At 66.7% G+C, this 21,680-nt stretch carries 19 protein-coding genes; 2 read left to right on the forward strand and 17 right to left on the reverse strand.

The features are described 5' to 3' along the window. Nucleotides 1-990: 990 nt before the first annotated feature. The 14 genes from AB4Z46_RS33730 to AB4Z46_RS33795 all read right to left on the reverse strand — a co-directional run bounded on the left by AB4Z46_RS33730 (nt 991) and on the right by AB4Z46_RS33795 (nt 16,410). On the reverse strand, nt 991-2,532 hold the full coding sequence (locus AB4Z46_RS33730; RefSeq protein ID WP_442287910.1) for an arylsulfatase: 1,542 nt from the start codon (nt 2,530-2,532) through the stop codon (nt 991-993). 408 nt (nt 2,533-2,940) lie between these two features. Then, nucleotides 2,941-3,900 (reverse strand): CobW family GTP-binding protein, encoded by a 960-nt coding sequence (locus AB4Z46_RS33735; RefSeq protein ID WP_442287911.1) that lies wholly within the window; start codon nt 3,898-3,900, stop codon nt 2,941-2,943. A 1-nt stretch (nt 3,901) separates the two neighbouring features. Further along, entirely contained in the window at nt 3,902-5,572 is a 1,671-nt protein-coding gene (locus tag AB4Z46_RS33740; protein ID WP_442287912.1) for an amidohydrolase, read from the reverse strand. Between the two features lie 57 nt (nt 5,573-5,629). Further along, complete coding sequence (locus AB4Z46_RS33745; RefSeq protein ID WP_442287913.1) at nt 5,630-6,661, reverse strand: ABC transporter ATP-binding protein; 1,032 nt, start codon at nt 6,659-6,661, stop codon at nt 5,630-5,632. Then, on the reverse strand, nt 6,658-7,713 hold the full coding sequence (locus tag AB4Z46_RS33750) for an ABC transporter ATP-binding protein (protein WP_442287914.1): 1,056 nt from the start codon (nt 7,711-7,713) through the stop codon (nt 6,658-6,660). Before AB4Z46_RS33750 ends, AB4Z46_RS33745 begins: the two co-directional genes overlap by 4 nt. Before the next feature lies 1 nt (nt 7,714). Next, a complete protein-coding gene (locus AB4Z46_RS33755) occupies nt 7,715-8,584 on the reverse strand; it encodes an ABC transporter permease (RefSeq protein WP_442287927.1) in 870 nt (289 codons plus the stop codon). Nucleotides 8,585-8,625: 41 nt separating this feature from the next. After that, a complete protein-coding gene (locus AB4Z46_RS33760) occupies nt 8,626-9,594 on the reverse strand; it encodes an ABC transporter permease (RefSeq protein WP_442287915.1) in 969 nt (322 codons plus the stop codon). 15 nt (nt 9,595-9,609) lie between these two features. Next, the gene (locus AB4Z46_RS33765; protein ID WP_442287916.1) at nt 9,610-11,214 is read right to left on the reverse strand and encodes an ABC transporter substrate-binding protein; all 1,605 of its coding nucleotides are present in this window, start codon (nt 11,212-11,214) and stop codon (nt 9,610-9,612) included. 595 nt (nt 11,215-11,809) lie between these two features. Then, nucleotides 11,810-12,646: a sulfite exporter TauE/SafE family protein gene (locus tag AB4Z46_RS33770; protein WP_442287917.1), complete on the reverse strand. Its 837-nt coding sequence runs from the start codon at nt 12,644-12,646 to the stop codon at nt 11,810-11,812. A gap of 110 nt (nt 12,647-12,756) precedes the next feature. Then, entirely contained in the window at nt 12,757-13,380 is a 624-nt protein-coding gene (locus AB4Z46_RS33775; RefSeq protein ID WP_442287918.1) for a chorismate mutase, read from the reverse strand. 56 nt (nt 13,381-13,436) lie between these two features. Further along, nucleotides 13,437-14,231, reverse strand: a complete 795-nt coding sequence (locus AB4Z46_RS33780; protein ID WP_442287919.1) for an amino acid ABC transporter ATP-binding protein — start codon at nt 14,229-14,231, stop codon at nt 13,437-13,439. 16 nt (nt 14,232-14,247) lie between these two features. After that, entirely contained in the window at nt 14,248-14,928 is a 681-nt protein-coding gene (locus AB4Z46_RS33785; protein ID WP_442287920.1) for an ABC transporter permease, read from the reverse strand. A 3-nt stretch (nt 14,929-14,931) separates the two neighbouring features. Then, nucleotides 14,932-15,597 (reverse strand): ABC transporter permease, encoded by a 666-nt coding sequence (locus tag AB4Z46_RS33790; protein WP_442287921.1) that lies wholly within the window; start codon nt 15,595-15,597, stop codon nt 14,932-14,934. A gap of 24 nt (nt 15,598-15,621) precedes the next feature. Beyond that, nucleotides 15,622-16,410, reverse strand: coding sequence for an ABC transporter substrate-binding protein (locus AB4Z46_RS33795; RefSeq protein WP_442287922.1), 789 nt, complete (start codon nt 16,408-16,410; stop codon nt 15,622-15,624). Nucleotides 16,411-16,620: 210 nt separating this feature from the next. Between AB4Z46_RS33795 and pabB the strand changes: the two genes are divergently transcribed. Both pabB and AB4Z46_RS33805 read left to right on the forward strand, forming a co-directional pair. Next, nucleotides 16,621-18,681, forward strand: a complete 2,061-nt coding sequence (pabB, locus tag AB4Z46_RS33800; protein WP_442287923.1) for an aminodeoxychorismate synthase component I — start codon at nt 16,621-16,623, stop codon at nt 18,679-18,681. Next, nucleotides 18,674-19,552 (forward strand): DMT family transporter, encoded by an 879-nt coding sequence (locus AB4Z46_RS33805; RefSeq protein WP_442287924.1) that lies wholly within the window; start codon nt 18,674-18,676, stop codon nt 19,550-19,552. The genes pabB and AB4Z46_RS33805 overlap by 8 nt, the downstream gene beginning before the upstream one ends. Before the next feature lie 8 nt (nt 19,553-19,560). Here AB4Z46_RS33805 and AB4Z46_RS33810 read toward each other — a convergent pair whose 3' ends face one another. The 3 genes from AB4Z46_RS33810 to AB4Z46_RS33820 all read right to left on the reverse strand — a co-directional run bounded on the left by AB4Z46_RS33810 (nt 19,561) and on the right by AB4Z46_RS33820 (nt 21,677). Beyond that, nucleotides 19,561-20,172, reverse strand: a complete 612-nt coding sequence (locus tag AB4Z46_RS33810; RefSeq protein WP_442287925.1) for a hypothetical protein — start codon at nt 20,170-20,172, stop codon at nt 19,561-19,563. Nucleotides 20,173-20,388: 216 nt separating this feature from the next. After that, entirely contained in the window at nt 20,389-21,099 is a 711-nt protein-coding gene (locus AB4Z46_RS33815) for an autoinducer binding domain-containing protein (RefSeq protein ID WP_442287926.1), read from the reverse strand. A 50-nt stretch (nt 21,100-21,149) separates the two neighbouring features. Beyond that, nucleotides 21,150-21,677: a helix-turn-helix domain-containing protein gene (locus AB4Z46_RS33820; RefSeq protein WP_442287928.1), complete on the reverse strand. Its 528-nt coding sequence runs from the start codon at nt 21,675-21,677 to the stop codon at nt 21,150-21,152. Nucleotides 21,678-21,680 lie beyond the last annotated feature (3 nt).

A 21,680-nucleotide genomic window follows, 5' to 3' on the forward strand; every position in this document is an offset into this window, starting at 1 on the left:
GAGGGAAGTTCCGCTTTCATATTTACCTTTAGTCCAAAGATCCTGATCCGTGCACGATTGCAGCGGCTCGCGCGATGATGACACCGACCCCAATGGGTTGGCTACTGCCCCAAAGGGCAGTGCCGATGCATCTTGGTCTGAGGTACTACTTGCCGCATCGGTTGAGTGGGAGACGCTCGCCTTGCTTCCGAGTCGAAGGTCCGATGGAAATCGGCGTGTCCGAGGAGCTCAAGCGGGCCTATGTCAGCTTGTCTCAACAGCGGACCGTGATCGGCGCGAGATGAAGGTCTGCAGTTGGCCGGGACCGGCTGTTGGCCGCAATTCTGCCTTTCCCATGGTCGGCGTGGCGTGCGCGCCGTGCGGGCGTGCCGGCCCGCTGATCGTTCCCCGGCTCTGCCCCGTCCCCCTCGCCTGGCGGCCCCCTTCCGGCAGCAGCCAGCGACACCCGCTGCAGGCGGGCCGGGCCCGTCCCGCGTGGCGGCGCGGGCGGCCCCCGAAAGTCAAATGGCGCGTTCGCGCAGGTCCAGTGTCGTTCCGCTGCGGAACGCCACTGGACTTTCGCGGCCCCAAAGCCTCCGTCTCCTGCGGCAGTGTCTGTTGCAGGACGCTACACGCCATCGGAGTTTCGCGCGTCGCGCCACTGAAGCTTCGCGAATTCCGGCGCCGCGCCATTGAACCTGCGCGTGTGCCGGCAGTGCGAGGGGGTCTCGAGGCGGTCATCGGACCGACAGCCGTTTCGGGCCCAGAGCCCAAGTCGCGTATGTGCCGTGGGTGTCGAGTCCAGCCGGCCGGCGGCCGGTCAGGGGTGAACAGCCGCTATAGGCGGAGGTCGAGTGTCGCTTCAGGGCCCATGACAGCCGGTCGAGGGTCGATCCCGACCGACTGCATCGAAACCTGAAGCGGTCCTTCCTGTTACCTCGCGCCAGTCGCGCGGGCAGAAATGCAGCCCCGCGACAGCGCGTGTACGGCCAGTCATGCGCATGAATAGAACTAGCCGCCGGAGTGCTGAATGCTCTCAACCTCTTTCAGTCGCTTGAATGCATCCTGCGCCTTCAGCAAAGCGTAGTTGATGTTGCCAGTATTGAGCGAACTGCCGGCCTGATAGGGGAACTGGTCGAAGTCGGAGAAAAAGCGCTTGACCTCAGCCTGCACAGGGACCAGCAGCCACATCTGCCGGGCCAGGAAATCGAGTGCACCGGCGCCCTCTTCAAGGCCACGCTCGTAGGGGTCCATGCGCAGGTTGGTGAGCAGCGCCCATGCTGAAACCGTTCGAACGCCCGTTCCGATGTTGCCATGCTGCGTCGCGAAACTGACCTTCCAATCACGGTAGCGCAGCGCGTTGAGGTTGCCACCCTGGTCGAAGTAGTAGACCGACTGGCGCGGACCTTCCTTCTCCTTGCCCTGAAAATACGGCAGAAAATTGTAGCCATCGAGGTGCACCTTGAAGTCCTTTTTGCCCAACTTCATGCCCTTGGCGAGTTGCTCCTTGACATCAGGCACGCCGGCCGCTGCGCAGAGGGTCGGAAACATGTCGATCAACGAGATCGGGTCGTTGTAGACCGTGCCGGCCTTGATCGTTCCGGGCCACCGGATGGCCATCGGAATGCGGAAGCCGCCTTCCCATGTTGAGCCTTTCTCGCCGCGGAACATCGTCATCGCGCCATCGGGCCACAGTGCAATCTCGGCGCCGTTATCGGTGGTGTAGACCACGATGGTGTTGCCGTCGACGCCGAGTTCGTCGAGCAGGGCGAGCAATTCGCCGACGTGGCCATCATGCTCGACCATGCCGTCGGCGTGCAGTCCCATGCCTGTCATGCCGACGGATTCTTCCTTCAGGTGGGTGAAGATGTGCATGCGCGTGGTGTTGAACCATACGAAGAAGGGCGAGTCTGCCTTCACACTCTTGGTGATAAACGTCTTCGCTGCGGCCAGGAACTCTTCGTCGACCGTCGGCATGCGCGCGACGTTGAGTGGGCCCGTGTCCTCGATCTTGCCGCCGGCCACCGAGTGGATCACTCCGCGCGGCCCATACTTCTTCTTGAAGTTCGGATCCTTTGGATAGAAATAGCCTTCGGGCTCCTCCTCTGCGTTGAGGTGATACAGGTTACCCAAGAACTCATCGAAGCCGTGATTGGTCGGCAGGTGGTGGTCTTGGTCTCCGAGGTGGTTCTTGCCGAACTGCCCGGTGGCGTAGCCCTGAGTCTTCATCACATCGGCGATCGTCGGCATCCAGTCGGTGATGCCGTGTGGGTCGCCCGGCATGCCGATGGTCAGCAAGCCGGTGCGAAAGGGTTCCTGGCCGAGGATGAACGAGGCTCGACCGGCGGTGCAGCTCTGCTGGCCGTAGGAGTCCGTGAACAGCGCGCCTTCGTTGGCGATGCGGTCGATGTTCGGTGTCTGGTAACCCATCAGGCCGCGCGTATAGGCGCTGATTTGCGGGATGCCGATGTCATCACCGAAGATGACCAGTATGTTCGGCTTGCTGGAGCCAGAACCCGAAGACTTCGCAGGCGCAGCTTTTCCGGTTGCCATTTTGACGCTCCTTCAAAAGTTGGGGCGTGAAGGATTCAGGTGCATGTGACCGCCCCGTGTCGCCGCTCCTAGTGGGCCAGCGGCCCAACACAGGCCCGTCCGGTGCTGCATGCGGAACCCTCGGAATGGCACATCCCGACAATTGGCCGAGGGATCGACGGGCTAATCAAGCGATTCTCAAGACCGAATGTATGGTGGTCCATCCCGGTGGCCACGTACTCCACGTACGTGATGCGTCACGGCCTGCAAGCATGACCCCTCCAGCTATGGATTCTCCTATTCACCCCGGCGGCTCGATGTCCGCTTAAGGCCCGGGACCGGCCGTTGGCCGCATTCTGCCTAGACACCTATCCGAACCTGACCAAGCTCACGAAGCCCTCTGGCCGGACGCAACTTGTTTGGATGCGGTCATGCCGATGCAGCGAAAGCCGCCTCCAACGCCGCAACGGGCAAGCACCCGCGCAAGCCGATCGCCACCACGGCCGCGCCGTCCACTGGCGCGTCGGCCTTGCGCAGCGCGCCGTGCCGCCCCGCGAACTGGATCTCCGACCAGGCGGCCTCGCCGGTGCGCAGCACGCCCTTGAGGCGCAGCAGCCCGGGCGGCGTGTCGCGCAGCCAGGCGCGCAGCGCATTCGGGTCGAAGACCCGACCCGGCCGGCAGGACCAGGTGTCGAAAAGCTCGCCGTGATCGTGCGCCTCGTGGTGCGAATGATCGTCATGGCCGCAGCCCGGCTGCGTGCAGCCACGGGCATCCCGCTCCTCGCGCGCTTCGGACAAGGACAAGCCTTCGCGCAGCACCCTCGGCAGCCGCGACTGCGAGGTCTCGTACTGCGGCGTGCGGCTCGCGACGGACGACACCCACTCACGCACGCGCGCCAGCTCGTCGGGTGTCACGCTGTCGACCTTGTTGATCACGACCATGTCGGCCGCCTTGAGCTGGCGTTCCAGCGTATCGGCCAGCAGCGGATCGCGCGCCTGCGCCATCGCGGCGGCCGCGTCGACCAGCACGATCACGCCCTCCAGCGCCAGCTCCGGCGCCGCCATGCCCAGCTGCGCGATGCGCCAGGGATCGGAGACGCCGCTGGCCTCGATCACCACCGCATCGAAGCGCGTGCCCGATTCGAGCACCTGGATCAGCGCACGCGAGAGATCGTCCCCGATCTGGCAGCACACGCAGCCGTTGGTGAGCGCGATGGTGTCGCCGCTCGCGCCGGCGATCAGCGCCGCGTCGATGTTGAGCGCGCCGAAGTCGTTGACCAGCACCGCGATGCGCTGCCCTTCGGCCTCGCGCAGCCAGCGGTTGACGAGCGTGGTCTTGCCGGCGCCCAGGAAGCCACCGATGACGGTGAGCTGCAGCCGCGGCTTCACGCTAGCTCCGGCGCGCCTCGAACACGCGGCCCGACAACACCGTGCCCCACACGCGCACGTCCTTGAGCTTCATGGGGTCGACCGCCAGCGGGTCATCCTCCAGCACGCAGAAGTCCGCGCGCTTGCCGCATTCGATGCTGCCGATCTCGTGGTCGAGCTTCAGCGTCCAGGCGGCGCCGAGGGTGATGGCGCGCAGGGCCTGCGGCACGCTGATGCGCTCGGCCTCGCCGAGCACGCGGCCCTTGGGCGTCACGCGGTTGACTGCGCACCAGGCGGTGAAGAGCGGCCCGAGCGGCGTGACCGGCGCATCGGAATGGATGGCCAGCGGCACGCCGGCCGCCAGCGCGCTGCCGCAGGCGTCGAGCCGGTTGGCGCGGTCCGGGCCCATGGTCATCTCGTAGTGCTGGTCGCCCCAGTACCAGATGTGGTTGGCGAAGAGGTTGGCGCTGAGGCCCAGCGCGGCCATGCGGCGGAACAGCGGCGCGTCGATCATCTGGCCGTGCTGCAGCGTGTGGCGGTGGTCGGGCCGCGGCGCACGGGTCAGCACGCGCTCGATGGCGTCGATGGCCACCTCGCTGGCCTCGTCGCCGTTGGTGTGCGTGTGGATGGTGAGGCCGGCGCGATGGTAGGCCTCGAAGTCGGACTCGTACTGCGCCGGCGCCGTGACCCAGATTCCATTGGGTGCGCCGTTGAAATGGCCGGGCCAGCGCAGCCGCGCCGAGAAGCCCTGGATCGAGCCGTCCAGCATCATCTTCACCAGGCCGTAGCGCAGGCGGTCGGTGTTGCGCGGCATGAGGCTCTTCACATGTTCGGCGCCGAGGGCCGCGCCGTGCGTGCCGTGGAAGGCCTGGAAGGCGGGCAGGATGCGCACGCCGAAGCCGTCGTCTCCCGTCACCGTTTCGAGCACGCGGCAGTCTTCCTCGGCCAGCTTGTTGACCAGGTCGGTGGCGGTGGTCACGCCCTGCATGCAGGCCAGGCGGCCGAAGGAGCGAACGCCGTCCGCCGTCATCGAGGCCAGCAGGCCGGCGTTGCCGATCTTGCGCAGCACGAGGAACATCGCAGCGGGCTCCTGCAGCTCGCCAGTGGGCTCGCCGGCCATCTCGCCTTCAGCGAACTTGACCACGCCCTCGACCTCGTTGTCGCGGGTGATCTCGGCCAGCCGAAGCATGGCGCTGTTGACGTTCATCAGGTGGCCATTGGCATGGCCGATGACGATGGGGCGGGTGCTGCTTGCGCGGTCCACGTGTTCGACCGTCATGCGCTCGCCGCCGAAGTAGATCGGGTCGAAGCCCCAGGCGATCAGCGGCTCGGTGGCGGGCCGGCCGGCCGCGCTCATCTGCGCATCGACCTCGACGAGGCGCTGCACCACGGCGTCCATCGAGCGCAGGCCACTCCAGGTCTTGCCTTCCGGGTCGCGGCGGTCGAACCAGCCCAGGTACGTCCAGTCCCACATGCTGCCTTCCTTCAGGTGGCAGTGGCCTTCGACCAAGCCGGGCATCAGCACCTTGTCGGCGAAGCGCTCGTCCAGCGTGAACGCGCCCCAGGCCTGCATGTCCGCCGGCGTGCCGACCGCAAGCACCCGGCCATCGCGCACCGCCACGTGCGTGGCCTCGGGCTGCATCGGGTTCATGGTGATGATCTTGCGGGCGGGGTAGATGGTGGTGGCGCTCATGAAAATGTGTCGGAACGATGAGAGGGAACGAGCAACGGATCGGATGGTGTGCCGGTTTCAGGCCAGCTGCATGCGCAGGGGCGGCTGCGGCTGGCCGTGCAGGATCTCGACGCGCCGGCAGCGCACCCAGTGGTCCGGCGCGACTTCGCGCAGCGGCGGCAGCTCGGCCTCGCAGGCCGGCTCGGCGACCGGGCAGCGGCCGGCGAAACGGCAGCCCGCGGGCGGGTTGATGGGACTGGGCGGATCGCCGGTGAGCTTGATGCGCTGCGCCGCGCGCCGACGCCCGCCGCTGACCGTCGGCACCGCCGACATCAACGCCACGCTGTAGGGATGCAGCGGCCGCGCGAAGAAGCTGCGGCGCGGTGCGCGCTCCACGATCTGGCCCAGGTACATCACGGCGATGTCGTCGCAGATGTGCTCCACCACCGCCATGTCGTGCGAGATGAAGAGGTAGGTCAGCCCCAGTTCGCGCTGCAGCCGGGCCAGCAGGTTGAGGATCTGCGCGCGGATCGCGATGTCCAGCGCCGACACCGGCTCGTCGCACACCACCAGCTCAGGGTTGGTGGCCAGGGCGCGCGCGATGTTGATGCGCTGGCGCTGCCCGCCCGAGAACTGGTGCGGGAAGAGCTGCTGCTGCTCTGGCCGCAGGCCCACCGCCTCGAAGAGTTCGGCCACGCGCCGCGTGCGCTCGGCGGGCGTGCCGATCTTCATCAGCTCCAGCGGCGCGCGCACTGCGGCGCCAGCGCGTTCGCGCGGGTTGAGGGAGGAGAAGGGGTCCTGGAAGATGATCTGCATGCACGAGCGCGCCTTGCGCAGCGCCTCGCCCTCCAGCGTGCCGAGCTGGGTGTCGCCCAGCTGCACATGGCCGCCGGTGATCGGCGCGAGCCGCATCACCGCCAGCGCGGTGGTGGTCTTGCCCGAGCCCGATTCGCCCACCACCGCGAGCGTGCTGCCGCGCCGGACCTGGAAGGACACGCCGTCCACTGCCTTCACCACTTCGGCGGGGCGGCCCCAGCCGGCCTTGCCGCGCGGGAAATGCACCTTGAGATCGTTGACCGACAGCAGCGTGTCGGTGTCCATGTAAGTCATGCAGCCTCCTTCAGCTTGCGCGGCTGCGGCGTGGCGTGCAGCCAGCAGGCCGCGCCATGCGGCATCGCCGTGTGCAGCGGAACGAACGCGCTCGGCAGCTCGAACATCGGTGGCACCTCGGTGGCGCAGCGTTCCATCGCATGCGGGCAGCGCTCGCGGAAGGCGCAGCCGCTGCCCAGCTCCCAGATCGAGGGCACCATGCCGGCGATCTCGGGCAGCGCCTCGCGGTCCTCGCCGATGGCGCTGCTGCCGAGCTCGGGCAGGCAGTCGATCAGGCCGCGGGTGTAGGGGTGGCCCGGCTCGCCCAGCACCTGTGCGGCGGTGCCTTGCTCGATCACGCGGCCGGCATACATCACCATCACGCGATCGGCCATCTCGGCCACCGCGCCCATGTCGTGGGTGATGAGCAGGATGGCCGTGCCCTTCTCGCGCTGCAGCTCGCGCAGCAGGTCGAAGATCTGCGCCTGCACCGTCACGTCCAGCGCGGTGGTGGGCTCGTCGGCGATCAGGATGTCGGGCCGGCAGGCCAGCGCCATCGCGATCATCACGCGCTGGCGCATGCCGCCGGAGAGCTGGTGCGGATACTCGTCGACACGCAGCTCGGGCGCCGGAATGCCGACTTGCCGCAGCATCTCGATGGTGCGCAGCCGCGCCGCGTGCATGTTCATCCCGGCATGCAGCTGCAGCGACTCGGCGATCTGGTCGCCCACGGTGAACACCGGATTGAGCGAGGTCATCGGCTCCTGGAAGATCATCGAGATGCGGTTGCCGCGCACCTCGCGCATGCGGGCCTCGCTGGACTTGAGCAGGTCCTCGTCCTGGAACAGCACGCGCCCCCCGCTGATGCGGCCGGGTGGGGAGGGGATCAGGCGCAGCAGGGCCAGCGCGGTCATGCTCTTGCCGCAGCCGGACTCGCCGACCACGCAGAGCGTCTCGCCGCCGCGGATCTCGAAGTCGACGCCGTTGAGCACCTGGGCCTGGCCGCGGCGCGTCCTGAACTCGACGTGCAGGTCCTGCACGCGCAGCAAGGGGGTGTTGGTCGAAGCCGGCATGTCAACGCTCTCGCAGCTTGGGGTTCAAGGCATCGTTGAGGCCGTCGCCGATCAGGCTGACGGCGAGCACGGTGACGAAGATGGCCACGCCCGGGAAGGCCACGGCCCACCAGCAGGACAGCACGTACTGCCGGCTCGATCCGATCATCAGGCCCCAGCTCATCTGGTTGGGATCGCCCAGGCCCAGGAAGGACAGACCGGCCTCGAACAGGATGGCCGCGCCCACCGCCAGCGTGGCCGACACCACCAGCGGCGGCAGCGCATTGGGCAGGATCACCTTCCAGATGATGCGCGCGTTGCCGGCGCCGATGGCGCGCTCCGCGCGCACGAACTCCAGGCTGCGGAACTTGAGGAACTCGGCGCGCGTGAGCCGCGCGGTGCCGGTCCAGCTCACGATGCCGATGGCCAGCGTTACCGTGACCAGCGAGGGCGAGAACAGCGTCACCACCACCATCGCGAAGAGCAGGGCGGGCAGCACCTGGAAGAACTCGGTCAGGCGCATCAGCACGGCATCGACCTTGCCGCCGTAGTAGCCGGCGAAGGCGCCCAGCGTGATGCCGATCGCGACCGACAGCAGCGCCGCCACCGCGCCCACCAGCAGGGTGGCCCGGCCGCCGTAGATCAGCGTGGTCAGGACGTCGCGGCCGAGGTAGTCGCTGCCCAGCCAGGCGTCTTCGCTGAAGGGCGGGGTGAGCGGGGCCGAGCGGATCTCGAAGGGATCGGCCGGGTAGACCCAGGGGCCGGCGATCGCGACCAGCAGAATCAGCAGCAGCATGACCATGCCGGCGATGGCCGAGGGGTTGCGCAAGAACATGCGCAGCGCCTCGACGCCGGGATGCTCGACCTTGAGCGCGGAGCGGGCCGCGGGCATGGCCGCAGTGGCAGAGTGCTGCAGGGTGGCGCTGTTGTTCATCATGAGGACTTGATCCGCGGATCGATGAGGCGATAGCAAAGGTCGGTGACCTGGTTCATCACGACGACCACGATGGAGGAGAACAGCAGCACGCCGAGGATGGTCGGGTAGTCGCGGCGCAGCACCGAGTCGAAGGCCAGCCGGCCGAGGCCGGGCCAGTTGAACACCGTCTCGACCAGGATCGCGCCGGCCAGCACGTTGCCGAACTGCAGGCCCAGCACTGTCACCACCGGCAGCAGCGCGTTGCGCAGCGCATGCTTGTAGAGCACCACGCGCTCGGCCAGGCCCTTGGCGCGCGCGGTGCGGATGAAGTCCGCGCCCAGCACGTCCAGCATCGAGGAGCGCGCCAGCCGGCTGTACTGCGCGAGGTAGACCAGGCCGAGCGTGACGGTCGGCAGCACGAGGTGGTGCAGCACGTCGAGGATGTCCGCGATGCCTCCACCCGAACTGTCGGCCGAGCGCATGCCCGCCACCGGCAGGATGGGCAGGATGGAAGCGAACAGGATCATCAGCATGATCCCGACCCAGAACACCGGCGCCGCGAAGCCCACCATCGACAGCACGGTGATGAACTGCGACAGCGCGCCGTTGGGCTTGCGCGAGGAGAGCACGCCCAGGGCCGTGCCGACCACGAAGGCCACCAGCACCGCGCTCAGCACCAACAGCAGCGTGGCGGGCACGCGCTCGGCGATCATCGCGGTGACGGGCAGGTTGAAGAAGTAGGAGTAGCCGAGGTCGCCTCGCAGCACCTTGCCGAGGTAGACGCCCAACTGCACCGGCAGCGGGCGGTCGAGCCCGTACTGCGCGCGCAGCTGCGCCATCAGCTCGGGCGACATGCCGCCGCTGGCGCCGGCGATGGTCTCCACCGGATCGCCGGGCGCGGCGTGCACCAGCACGAAGTTGAGGATCACCACCGCCAGCACCAGGGCCAGGCCCTGGAGCAGGCGCGATGCGATGTAGCGCGCCATGGTCGTCGCTCCCGCCTACTTGAAGTAGACCTCGTCGTAGGGCGAGATCGGGCCCCAGATGGTGGCCGGCACGTTCGCCAGCTTCTTGCTCGCCACCGTGTGGTAGGGCACCTGGTTGATGAAGACGATGGGCAGCTCGTCGGTCACGATCTTCTCGAAGGTGGCGTAGTAGGCCTTGCGCTTGGTCGGGTCGATGATGCCGCCGGCGGTGTCGAGCAGCTCATCCACCTTCGGGTTGCTGTAGGACTGCGTGTTGGTCCAGACCACCGGCTTGATGTTGGTCGAGAGGTAGGTGCGGTGCACGCCGATGATCGGGTCGCCCCAGTTGAACACCAGGTCCATCGACATGTCGAAGTCGTGCGAGGCCATGCGCTTGGCCCAGGCCGGGAAGTCGGCCGAGGCGCGCACCTCGACCGCGATGCCGACCTTCTTGAGCTGGCCGCGGATGTACTCGGCCACCGTCTTCTGCTGGTCGTCGGCCCCGGGCAGGTAGTCGATGGTGAGCTTGAAGCGCTCGCCGTTGGCGCCGGCCTTGTAGCCCGCGGCGTCCAGCATCTCGGCGGCCTTCTTCACGTCCACGGGGTAACGCACCAGGTCGGGCACGGCGAAGGGGCTGCTGGCCACGATCGGGCCGTCGGCCGGGGTCGCGAAGCCGCCCATCAGCGCCTTGGTGATGAAGGTCTTGTCGATCGCGGTGGCGATGGCCTTGCGCACCTGCACGTCCGACAGCGGCTTCTTCGTCAGATTGAAGGCCAGCCAGTTGAGGGCGCCGATGCCCTCGTAGCCTTTAGGCGTGAGCGTGACCTGCGGGTTGGTCGCCAGGCGCTTGAGGTCGGTGGGCACGCTCGCGAAGGGCAGCATCTGCATGTCGCCGCGCTCCAGGCCGAGCATCAGGCTGGCCATGTCGGGCGTGATGTTGACGATCACCTTGTCGAGGTAGGGCTTGCCGGGGAGGAAGAACTTGTCGAAGCGCTCCATCACGATGCGCTGGCCCGACTTGAACTCGACCAGCTTGAAGGGGCCCGAGCCCACCACGTCGGTGCTGTTGCGCGGGTGGCTCTTGAGGTCCTGTCCGTCGCCGTAGATGTGCTTGGGCAGGATGGGGCACAGGGCGGGCGACATCGCCAGCACGATCGCCGGGTGCGGCGCGCTCATGCGGATGATGGCGGTGTAAGGGTCGGGCGTGTCCACCTTCTCCACCGGGCCCATCATGGTGGTGAAGGGGTGGTTGGCCTTGATCGCCATGATCGAGAAGGCCACGTCGGCCGAGGTGACGGGCTTGCCGTCGTGGAACACGGCGTTCTTGCGCAGGTTGAGGGTGAGCGACTTGCCGTCCTCGGCCAGCTTCCACGACTCGGCCAGGTAGGGCTGCGGATTCCACTTGTCGTCGAAGCGCAGCGGGCTGGCGAAGATCTGGGTCGAAGGCATGGCGGTCGCGATGCCCGACTGCACCGCGCCGTTCAGGTGCCGCGGGATCTGGGTGCTGCCCAGCACCAGCGTGCCGCCGCGCTTGGGGGCTTCGTCGTCGGCGGCGGCTGCGGGCATGGCGAGCAACGCGCCGGCGGTGGCCAGGGCGGCCGACAGCATGGCGGCGCGGCGTGTGAACGTGAAGGTAGGCATGCGTGACCTCGTGAAAGTCGGCTGGGAGAAAGGCGTGTTCGGCCGTTCCCGGCCTCGAAGCCGAAGATAGGCGCAGCGCGGGCGCCGGCGAAGAGCCACGTGGCGGCCAGTTGAAGGGCCAGAAGGCGCGGGTTTTCACGGGGGCGCACCAGGGCAATGCGTGCGCCCCCAATGAGGGCGCATGTTCACAATGAACCGCCGTGTGCGACGGTCCACGAAGTCCTGAGAAGCAAGCTGTTCTCCTTTGTCGGCGCAATGCAAAGACGAAGTGCCGAGCCTTGATGGTGCAAGGGTGCGCCGGCGTGCGGTCTGCCCTGGGCCGGCCGGCGACCAGCCCCCTGCCCACCTCCGTCACCGTCGGTTCGTGCACGATCGTCGGCCAGGCCGACAGGTCCGCATAGGACTGCGTCGCCGGCTGCACAGCACGATGTGCCCTCCTCGCTTCTTGGGCGCCCGGGCTCGGCGAACAAGTTTCCTGAAAGCAGATGGCCGAGCAACTCGTAGCCCATGACGAACGACTGAAGCGTCTGCTTCGCCCCGACCTGCGTGACGTGGACCGCAACCGCCGCGCGGGTAACCGTGAAACTTCGCCTTGTCACCCGAAGACTTTCCACACCGTGATCACCGACGCCAGCAGCATGACGAACCCGAACGCGCGCTTCAGCTTCTTCGTGGGCAGCCGGTGCGATGCGGTTACGCCGACAGGGGCGAGAAACATCGCCGGCACAGCCACCGTGAGTGCGGCCGTCCAGCAAACCAGACCAACCAGACCTTTTTGATCCGTTGTGATCGGCGAAGGGCCCATCGTGAAGGCGATCGCGCCGACGAGGGCGATCGCCAAGCCGACAGCGCTACCCGCGGCCACGGCGTTGCGCATCTCGACGTTGTCGCGCTGGGCCAGAAGATAGGGAACGGTCAGACTCGCGCCGCCCACGCCGGCCGTGGCGCTGAAGACACCGATCATTCCCCCGACATACCGGGGTGACACGCGCTGGATCAACCGCGGTTGCGTCGTCGTTGGAGGCACGTGGCTCTCCTGTACGGCACCCGCCGCCGAACCCCTGAGCATTCGTATCCCGAAGTAGGCCGCGTACACGCTGAAGATCGCCGCCACCCATGTCCCGTGAACAAGCCCCGCCAGAACAGCGCCAATCGCCGCGCCGAGGCCCGCAGCGGGTGCCAGTTGCTTGATCCACGCCACTGGGAGTGCGCCGCGACGGTGCTGGGCATACACGGCGCTTGCCGTTGCAGGCACTGTCGCCGCCAGGGCCGTTGCCACCGCGACTTGCGGCAGCGTGGCCAATTCGAGAGAGAACTGCAACGGCAGCAGAATGATGAACACCGGAACCATGAGGAACCCGCCGCCCACGCCCAACAACCCCGACAGAAACCCCGACACCACGCCGGTCAGCACGAGAAGTGAATAAACCAAAGCCGGTCTCCCAGGATCACGCCGCCTTCGGATCGTCCCAAGGCGGCGGGTTTTTTTGAGGTTTGCGAAAGAGCACGTCGTCCGTGCCACGCGTTCTCGGCCCAGGTCCCTCAGCCCCCACAAACCCGCGCCAGCCCGCGATCGAGGCCGATGCGGTAGAGCGGCTCCAGCCGACGGCGTTGGCCATGCTCGCCGGCCGCCCTGGCCAGATGTAGCTTGCAATCAGGATCGGCTCGAAGGGCCTGCGTCGCCACCAGCTCTTCGATGAACTGCGTCCGCAGCCGATCCAGCGCGGGGCGGAGCTCGGTCTTCAAATCCGCACGGCGATCCGCCGGCACGCTGCCGCTGCGCCGCCAGTCGGCCATGAGGACAAACTGGACCAGCTTGCTCGCTTCGATCTGGTCCGCGAAGAAGGCCGACGCCAGCTCGTCCGGAAGCCCCAAGCCGCGCGCTTCCGACGTCGCCGCATCGATGACCTGCTTCTCGCGCGGATCGTTCGGCGGATCGGCAACCGACAGCTTCGAATCCCATTTCGTCAGGGCGACCTTGCGAGAGATCTCCAGCCGTGTCGCGCTCAACTCGACCAGCCTCGAAAAGTCCTGCGCCTGGACTGCCGCTGCGCAAGCAGAAGCCATTGGCGCCAGGCCGCCCATGGCGCCAATCAGGACGCCCGCGAAGAGTCGACGCGGCTTCGAAAGGTCGACTTTCAATTTCATGGTTCCGAATGCAATCATCTGTGCTCCCCTGTTTGTTGCTGGTTGAACGTTGTGCCCTGATCTCGATCGACACGTCAATCCGACAACTGGACAATCTGCCGAAGAAAGTTCCTGATTCGAGGGCTCGAACCCTTGCCGAAGAACTCGTCCGGCGTCGAGTTCTCCGCGATGCTGCCGTTTTCCATGAACACGACCTTGTCCGCGACCGCACGCGCGAAGCCCATCTCGTGCGTGATGCACACCATGGTCATCCCGTCGCGTGCGAGCGCGATCATTGTTTCCAGCACTTCCTTGACCATTTCCGGATCGAGCGCCGACGTTGCCTCGTCGAACAACATGACCGACGGGTCCAGGCAAAGCGCCCGCGCGATGGCCACGCGCTGCTGCTGGCCACCGGAGAGTTGCGCCGGATAGGCATCGGCCTTGTCCGCCAACCTCACGCGCTCCAGGTGCCCGAGCGCAACCGCATTCGAATCAGCCTTCGAACGGCGGCGCACCCAGGTCTGCGCGAGCGTGCAGTTCTCGAGCACGCTCAGATGCGGGAACAGGTTGAACTGCTGGAACACCATGCCGACATTGGCCCGCACGAGGTCGGCATGCGCGGCCTCGGGGGAGATGCGGATGCCATTGACGACCACCTCGCCGGCCTGATACGGCTCCAGTCCGTTGATGCATCGCGCGAGCGTCGACTTGCCCGAACCCGAGGGTCCGCAGATCACGATCCGCTGCGACGCCTGCACCTCGAGGTCGATGTCCTTCAGCACCTGGTGGGCGCCGAAATGCTTCGAGAGCCCTCGTATGGCGACGACCGCGGATGCGGCAGCCGCGGTGCTCTCTTCCCAGGCCAAGGGGCCGGCCGTGATGTTCATGCTGAAATCTCCGCAACTAGTACGCGTACCTGAAACTGGATTCGACCTTGCGAAACACGAACATGAGGCCGTAGTTGATGGCCAGGTAGACGAGGCCGGCACTGATGAACACTTCGTAAGGCGCATAGGTCTCGGCGCTGATCAAGCGCGCGGTACCTGTCAGGTCCAGCAACGTGACCGTGCTGGCGAGCGAAGTCGCCTTGCACGTCAGGATGATCTCGTTGCCGAATGCCGGCAGCGCCGTGCGCGCCGCGATCGGCATCTCGACCGTCAGGAAGGACTGGTGCTTCGCGAGCCCGAGGGAGAATGCGGCTTCCTTCACGCCGCGAGGCACCGCCGCCAGGGCCGCTGCCAAGGTCTTGCCGGTGTAGGAAGCCGAATTCAGGCCCAGCGCGATGACGACGCACCAGAACGGATCGCGCAACACCACCCACAGCAACGAATCCTGGATCGCCTGGAACTGGCTGGCGCCGTAGTAGAGAAGAAACACCTGCACGAGCGCCGGAGTCCCGCGAAAGAACACGATGTAGCCGCCAGCAGTCCGCCGCAGCCAGCCGCGCACCGAGTTCCTGGCCAACGCGATGGGCAAGGCCAGCACGGTTCCCAGCGTGACCACCAACGCCGTGAGGCCGAGGGTCAGCAAGGCGCCATCGACAAGCCTCGGCAACGATGACCAGACGATTCCGAAGTCAAACATGGTTCATGCGCCCAGATGTCGCGCCGATCGGCGCTCTGCCGCCTCGAGCAACAGGGTTGCGATGCCCGTCAGGGCAAGGTAGATGCAGGCAGCCGCCAGGTACATGGTGAACGGCTGGCGTGTCGCCCCGGAGGCTTCGGCGGCTTTGCGCATGAGCTCTTCGCATCCGACGATCGAGACGATGGAGGTCTGCTTGATCAGCACGATCGACTGGTTGCCGAATGGCGCCAGTGCGGTCCGGGCCGCTTGCGGAATCACCACTGTCCAGAGTACCTGTATCGGGGACAACCCGAGCGTTCGCGCGGCCTCTCGCTGGCCCTGCGGAACCGCAAGCAACGCCCCGCGCGCGATCTCGGCGGCGTACGCGCCGAAGGAGAGGGCAAGCGCAAACACCCCGGCGGCGAATGCATTGATCTCGACGTGTTCGCCCGTGATGAGCGCGAGCGTCAGCGAACCGCCGAAATAAACCGCAAAGACCACCAGCAGGTCCGGGACGCCACGAATGATCGCCGCGTACAGATAGCCCAGGCTCCGCAGCACGCGATGGCGCCGCAGCTGCAACCAGCAGCCGACCAGGCCGAACACGCTCCCCACGACCAGCGCGGCCGCGGCGAGCTCGACCGTGGAGAGCATTCCCAGAAGCAGTTGGCCGCCGAATCCCTGGAGCATGGACATCTCTTTGCTCGCGTCCGGCTACATCAACTTGAACGGGAAGTACTTGGCCGTGATCCGGTCGTAGGTGCCGTCCGCACGAATCGCAGCCAATGCGGCGTTGACGCTGTCGACCGTCGCGGTGTCGCCCTTGCGCACCGCGATGCCGTTTCCGTCCCCGAGCAGACCGCCCTTGAGGTCGGGACCGACGAAGTCGAAGTTCGCGGCCTCCGGGCCCTTCAGGAAGCCTACGAAGTAGGTCACCATGTTGCCCAGGATGTAGTCGACGCGGCCGGCGACGAGATCGAGCTCCGCCGCCTGTGGTGTGTCGTAGAACTTGAGGATGGAGTCCTTGTAGTTCTGCGTCAGGTAGCTGGCCTGGATCGAACCCCGCTGCACGCCGATCGGCTTGCCCTTGAGGGCTGCCGGCGAGATGTCGGCAGGCGTTCCCTTCTTCGCCACGAAGCGCGAGATGGTGTCCTTGTACTTGTCGGAGAAGTCGACCCGCTGCCTGCGCTGCTCGGTGATCGCCATGCTGGCCACGATGATGTCGAACTTCCTGGCGACAAGACCGGGGATGATGCCGTCCCAATCCTGCGCGACGATTTCGCACCTTGCCTTCATCTTTTCGCACAGCGCATTGGCGATGTCGACGTCCCATCCCTGCAGCTTGCCGTCGGCGTTCTTGAAGCTCCAGGGCGGATAGGTCCCCTCGGTCGCGATGCGATAGGTGGGCTGCTGTGCCTGTGCAAAGCCTGAAGCCGCCGCGGCTGCGACAAGGATGCAGAGCAGCTGCCGGCCGATCCGCGGGAGTGTCTTCGAATGTGTCATCAGAGGTCTCTTCGGGTGTACGTCCAAGCCCTCTATGTTTCGCGCGTTCTGCAGCGGATGCGACTCTTGCACGTCGATCCAGATCCGCGGCAAGGCGAACGCAGCGCGGGAGATGCACGTCAGTCGAGAAACGCCTACCCGTTCAAGCAGTTGCGCGCCCTCCCCGGCCGTCAAACCATCGGGGCTTTTCTACCGACCGGAGGAGACCCGATGCGCACGCTGCTGATCGACAACCACGACTCGTTCACCTACAACCTCTTTCAGTACTTGGCGACGTGCAACGGGCGTGAGCCCTTCGTCGCCAGAAACGACGAGATCACCTGGGGCGAGATCCAGGGCCTGGACTTCGACAACATCGTCATCTCGCCCGGGCCGGGTCGGCCGCAGCGAAACGCCGATCTCGGGGTCAGCATCGACGTGCTGCGCCATGCCGAGGTGCCGGTGCTTGGCGTCTGCCTGGGGCACCAGGCGATCGCGCACCACTGCGGCGCCACGGTGGACCTGGCGGTCCGACCCATGCACGGACGCATCGACCGCGTGAGCCACGACGGACGCGATCTCTTCCGCGGCATTCCGGATTCCTTCAACGTGGTGCGATACCACTCGCTGGCGGTCAGTCGTCTGCCGGCGCATCTCGAGGCTCTCGCGTGGGCGCCCGACGGCACGCTGATGGCGCTGCGCCATGCACACAAGCCCTGGTGGGGCGTTCAGTTCCATCCGGAATCGATCTGCACCGAATACGGCGCCAGATTGCTCAGGAACTTCAGGGACCTGACCGAACAGTGGCAGCACGGCGGCGCCACGCACGATGCGGGCTCGGGCTTCCGGCAGAGGTCGATGGCTCGACAGGATGGCGCGCAGGCGATTCACGCGCAGTGCCTCGACGACTACCCCGACCCCGAAGCGATCTTCACCCGACGGTTCGCCGCCAGTGCCGAGGCCTTCTGGCTCGACAGCAGCCTGGCCGACCACCCGGGCGCGCGCTTCTCGTACATGGGCGACGCCAGCGGCCCCGGGAGCGAGGTGATCAGCTACGAATCGCGGGTGCAGCGGCTGGAGATCCGCCGGGGCGCGGACATCGAGCTTCGCACCCAGAGCGTCTTCGACTATCTCGACGATCGCATCCAGGGGCGCGCGCCCAGCGGGCCGGCGCTGCCCTTCGACTTCAAGGCGGGGTATGTCGGCTACTTCGGCTATGAACTCAAGGGCGAACTCGACGGCGAGCATGCCCACGACGCGCCCACGCCCGACGCGGTCTGGATCCTGGCAGACCGCTTCATCGTCCTCGACCACGCCGAGCAGCAGACATGGATCGTCTGCCTCGACGGCGACGCGTTGTCCGACGAGAACCGCGCATGGATGCACGAGACGCAAGAGCTGCTCTCGGCCTGCGCGCCCAGCGAGGCGAACGACGCCGGCACCCGGCCGGCGTGGCTGTCGAACCCGGCATGGCAGATCGACCTGCCGAGGTACCGCGAACTCATCGTCCAGTGCCAGCAGGAGATCCTGCAAGGCGAAAGCTACGAACTGTGCTTGACCAACAAGCTTGTAGCCTCCGGCCACGCCGACACCCTGGCGGTCTACCAAAGGCTCCGTGCGCGAAACCCGGCGCCCTACGCCGCGTACCTCAAGACACCGGCGCTGGCCGTTCTCAGCGCGTCACCCGAGCTTTTCCTGCAGATCACCGCAGACGGCCAGGTCGAGACGAAGCCCATCAAGGGCACCTGCCGACGCGGCGCCACGACAGCCGAGGACGAAGCGCTGGCCGCCCGCCTCGCCGCCGACGAAAAGACCCGCGCCGAGAACCTGATGATCGTGGACCTTCTGCGCAACGACCTCGGGCGGGTCTGCGAGGTCGGGAGCGTGCACGTGCCCGCCCTGTTCCACATCGAGTCGTACAAGACCGTGCACCAGTTGGTCAGCACCATTCGCGGGAAGCTGCGCGCCGGCCGGACCGCGATCGACTGCATCCGCCATGCCTTTCCCGGCGGCTCGATGACCGGCGCGCCGAAGCGCAGGTCGATGAAGATCCTCGACGCGCTCGAGCCCGCTGCGCGCGGCATCTACTCCGGCAGCATCGGCTATCTCTCCATGGACGGCGCCGCGCGGCTCAACATCGTGATCCGGACGATCGTCTGTGCGGGCGGCCAGGTGTCCATCGGGTCCGGGGGCGCCATCATTGCGTTGTCGAACCCCGACGACGAGGTCGAGGAGATGGTCCTCAAGGCAGCCGCGCAACTGGACGCCCTGGGCCTTCGAGACCATGGATAGCGCGGCACGCAACCGGCGCGGCATCTTGCTGATGGTCGCAGCCATGGCGTGCTATGCACTCAACGACGCCTTCGTGAAACTGACCACGCACCAGTTTCGGCCCGGGCAGATCATGGCGGTACGCGGCCTGTTCGCGACCGCCATGGTCGCGGCGTTCGCCGTCCACGCGGGCGAGCTGAAGAACTGGCGCACCCTGCTCAGGCCGGTCGTCGGCTTGCGCTCGCTGCTTGAAATCACGACGGCCGCAAGCTCCGTCGCAGCGCTGGCCCTGGCGCCCCTGGCGACTGTCACCGTCTTCATGATGACGGCGCCATTGATGATCACCGTCTGCGCGATGGTGCTTGGCTGGGAAAGGCCCCGGGGCAGTCGCGTACTGGCCGCCGCGATCGGATTCTCGGGTGTGCTGCTGGTCGTGCAGCCCTTCGGAGCCGGCGCCTGGCCAGGCTGGGGCGCCGCGCTCGCCCTGCTCTGTGCTGTCTCGCTGGCGGCGCGGGACTTGTTGACCCGGGCCATGCCCGCGCACATACCCTCCGTGCTGATCGCGCTGGCCACCACCGCGGCCGTCTGCCTGGCCGGCCTCGCGATGGGCATGTTCGAGGACGCCTGGCAGCCGCTGGCCCGGCGGGAAACCGCCTTCCTCTGCGCGGCCGCGATCTGCGCCGCGCTCGGCAACTACGCGCTGATTGCCGCCTGCAGGGGCGTGGATCTGTCGGCCGTGACGCCCTTCCGATACAGCATCGTGCTCTGGGCGATCCTGCTCGGCTACTTCGTCTGGGGCGAGCGGCCGACGGCAGGGGCCGCGCTCGGCATCGCATTGATCACCGCGGCGGGCCTGTACACCGTCTGCAGCGGCAGCACAAGCCGCGGCTAGCGCACGTGCTAGGCCGGGGCGCGGCCTTCGAGCGCAGCCGCGTATTGGCGCGCCACCGGACTGCCTGTCCAGACAATGGTCCGGCCTTCGTCCAGCGGCGTGCGGCCGAACACCATCCAGGCATCGCACACCGCGCCGATGTGCTCGACCACCTCGAGAGCCTCGGGGTGCTCGTCGGCGACGGAGGCGAAGGCGATCCCGGCCTCGTAGCTGCCCGCCAGCAAGCCCTCGCCCACGGCCGAGACCGTTGGCTCTTCGATCACCACCGGCCAGGACGAGAGATCCGCATAGCGTTGCGTTGCCGGCTGCACGCCGACCCGCCGCTGTGGGCCGCCGGCTGCGCGCGCACGCAGCAGGGCCATCGGCCGGCTCGGCGATATGAATGCGTCGACCACGAACAGCGACTTCCGGTAGCCGCCGGTGATGTCCGGTGCGTCCGGATGGACCGCGCACTGCAGCATGTAGTCCGCCCGGCCAGCGGCCAGTTCGCGCGCGCCATGATGGAAGTCATCAAACCAATCGACGATCGTCGAGCCTGCAAGCCCATGCGCCTGCAGATAGCGCTGCAGCACGAAGTCGTGGTTGCTGCCCCTGGGGCCGAGTGTCAGAAAGCGAAGCATGGCGTTCAGTCGTCCTTCAAATCAAGCAACATTAAATCGTCTCCGCCTCATGAACTCCGCGCAAGCCGTGCACCGCAGAGGAATAGCCCGGATTCGCCCCTGACGGTGGAGGAATGCGCCACACGCAACCCGGAAACAGCGCAACGGAAGGCGCCAACGCAGACGCACGCTACCCGATCTGGTGGCGATGCGGCCCAAAGTGCGCAGCCGCAAGCTTCAGCGCAGCAACCCGAGCACCACCGCGCGGGCCACCGCCGCCGTCCTGTTCGACACCTTCAGCTTCCTGTTCGCACTCTTGATATGAAAGTTGGCCGTGTCGATCGAGATCCCGAGCGACTTGCCGATCTGGGCCGATGTCAGGCCGTCGGCCGTCAACCTGAGGACTTCACGCTCGCGGGCGGTCAGCGGGGAGAAGGTGGGCGACTCTCCCTCTCGAAGCGCAGCGCCCACGACGGTGTGCGCGACGCTCACGAGCCAGCGCAGCGAAGGCTCCTTGGCAGCCAGCTCACGTCGCGTGATTTCTTCGCGCGAACGGGCTAGCGAGAGCACGCCGACCGCGCCCTCCGGGTCGAGGCACGATTGCGACCAGCCGACACGCAGGCCAAAGGATTGCGCCTCGCTCCAGAGCGTGGGCACCTGCGCGAACACCCGGTCGCTCCAGACGACGGGACGGCAGGAGCGGACACCGTGCTGAACGATGGGGTCGACGCGGATGTAGCCCGCCTCGTGGTAGCGCGCACGCCACCGAGGGTCGTGGTTGTCGATGGTCAGGAACCTGGGCTCGGCGAACGGCAGCGGCAACCGCACCGCGTAGGCGCAGCGCTCGAAGCCGAGTTCGAGAGCCGCCCGGGCGATGCCTTCGAACAGGCCAGGCACACCGCTCGCATGCGCGAGGTCATCCAGCAAGTCTTCGTTCCAGGCCTTCATCCAGGGACCTCGTGCGGCGGTCGGTGACGCCGCACGAGATCCTTTCGTGCCTAGCCACGCAAAGTAAAGACGACGGAGAGATACGACACCGGCAGCGGGCCGATGTCCTCGATGCCGTGCAGTGCGGTGGCATCGAAGAGCAGCGAATCACCGACGCCGAGTTTCACGCGCCTGGAGCCGTAGCGATAGGTCACGGCGCCCGATAGAAGATAGAGAAACTTCAGGCCCGGATGCTGAAACGTCACATGGGGTTGGGCGTCGGCTTCCAGCATGACCAGGTAGGGCTCGACGAACAGGTTGCCCGAGAGCACATGGCCGAGCAGCTCGTAACGGTAGTCCGCGACGGCGCCCAGGCGTTCCACCCGAAGGCCCTTGCCCGAAGGCACATGGCTGAAATCGGTGCGGCAGCGCAGGTCGGCGAAGAAGCGTGTAAGCGGAATCCCCAGGGCGTTCGCCAGCCGGTCCAGGGTCTCGACGGAGGGCGATACCTGGCCGTTCTCGATGCGCGAGAGCATGGAGCGGGACACGCCCGAGCGCTGTGAAAGCGCCAGGGCCGAGACGCCGGCAGCCTGGCGCAGGCG

Source organism: Variovorax sp. M-6 (assembly GCF_052114385.1).
GTDB lineage: Bacteria > Pseudomonadota > Gammaproteobacteria > Burkholderiales > Burkholderiaceae_C > Variovorax.

What these genes read in the sequence shown, in the direction of transcription:
- AB4Z46_RS33815 (WP_442287926.1), bottom strand. Translation starts at nt 21,099, where the DNA reads ATGAAGGCCTGGAACGAAGACTTGCTGGATGACCTCGCGCATGCGAGC.
- AB4Z46_RS33810 (WP_442287925.1), bottom strand. Translation starts at nt 20,172, where the DNA reads ATGCTTCGCTTTCTGACACTCGGCCCCAGGGGCAGCAACCACGACTTC.
- pabB (WP_442287923.1), top strand. Translation starts at nt 16,621, where the DNA reads ATGCGCACGCTGCTGATCGACAACCACGACTCGTTCACCTACAACCTC.
- AB4Z46_RS33750 (WP_442287914.1), bottom strand. Translation starts at nt 7,713, where the DNA reads ATGCCGGCTTCGACCAACACCCCCTTGCTGCGCGTGCAGGACCTGCAC.
- AB4Z46_RS33795 (WP_442287922.1), bottom strand. Translation starts at nt 16,410, where the DNA reads ATGACACATTCGAAGACACTCCCGCGGATCGGCCGGCAGCTGCTCTGC.
- AB4Z46_RS33780 (WP_442287919.1), bottom strand. Translation starts at nt 14,231, where the DNA reads ATGAACATCACGGCCGGCCCCTTGGCCTGGGAAGAGAGCACCGCGGCT.
- AB4Z46_RS33775 (WP_442287918.1), bottom strand. Translation starts at nt 13,380, where the DNA reads ATGATTGCATTCGGAACCATGAAATTGAAAGTCGACCTTTCGAAGCCG.
- AB4Z46_RS33790 (WP_442287921.1), bottom strand. Translation starts at nt 15,597, where the DNA reads ATGCTCCAGGGATTCGGCGGCCAACTGCTTCTGGGAATGCTCTCCACG.
- AB4Z46_RS33765 (WP_442287916.1), bottom strand. Translation starts at nt 11,214, where the DNA reads ATGCCTACCTTCACGTTCACACGCCGCGCCGCCATGCTGTCGGCCGCC.
- AB4Z46_RS33730 (WP_442287910.1), bottom strand. Translation starts at nt 2,532, where the DNA reads ATGGCAACCGGAAAAGCTGCGCCTGCGAAGTCTTCGGGTTCTGGCTCC.
- AB4Z46_RS33760 (WP_442287915.1), bottom strand. Translation starts at nt 9,594, where the DNA reads ATGGCGCGCTACATCGCATCGCGCCTGCTCCAGGGCCTGGCCCTGGTG.
- AB4Z46_RS33740 (WP_442287912.1), bottom strand. Translation starts at nt 5,572, where the DNA reads ATGAGCGCCACCACCATCTACCCCGCCCGCAAGATCATCACCATGAAC.
- AB4Z46_RS33805 (WP_442287924.1), top strand. Translation starts at nt 18,674, where the DNA reads ATGGATAGCGCGGCACGCAACCGGCGCGGCATCTTGCTGATGGTCGCA.
- AB4Z46_RS33755 (WP_442287927.1), bottom strand. Translation starts at nt 8,584, where the DNA reads ATGCCCGCGGCCCGCTCCGCGCTCAAGGTCGAGCATCCCGGCGTCGAG.
- AB4Z46_RS33745 (WP_442287913.1), bottom strand. Translation starts at nt 6,661, where the DNA reads ATGACTTACATGGACACCGACACGCTGCTGTCGGTCAACGATCTCAAG.
- AB4Z46_RS33785 (WP_442287920.1), bottom strand. Translation starts at nt 14,928, where the DNA reads ATGTTTGACTTCGGAATCGTCTGGTCATCGTTGCCGAGGCTTGTCGAT.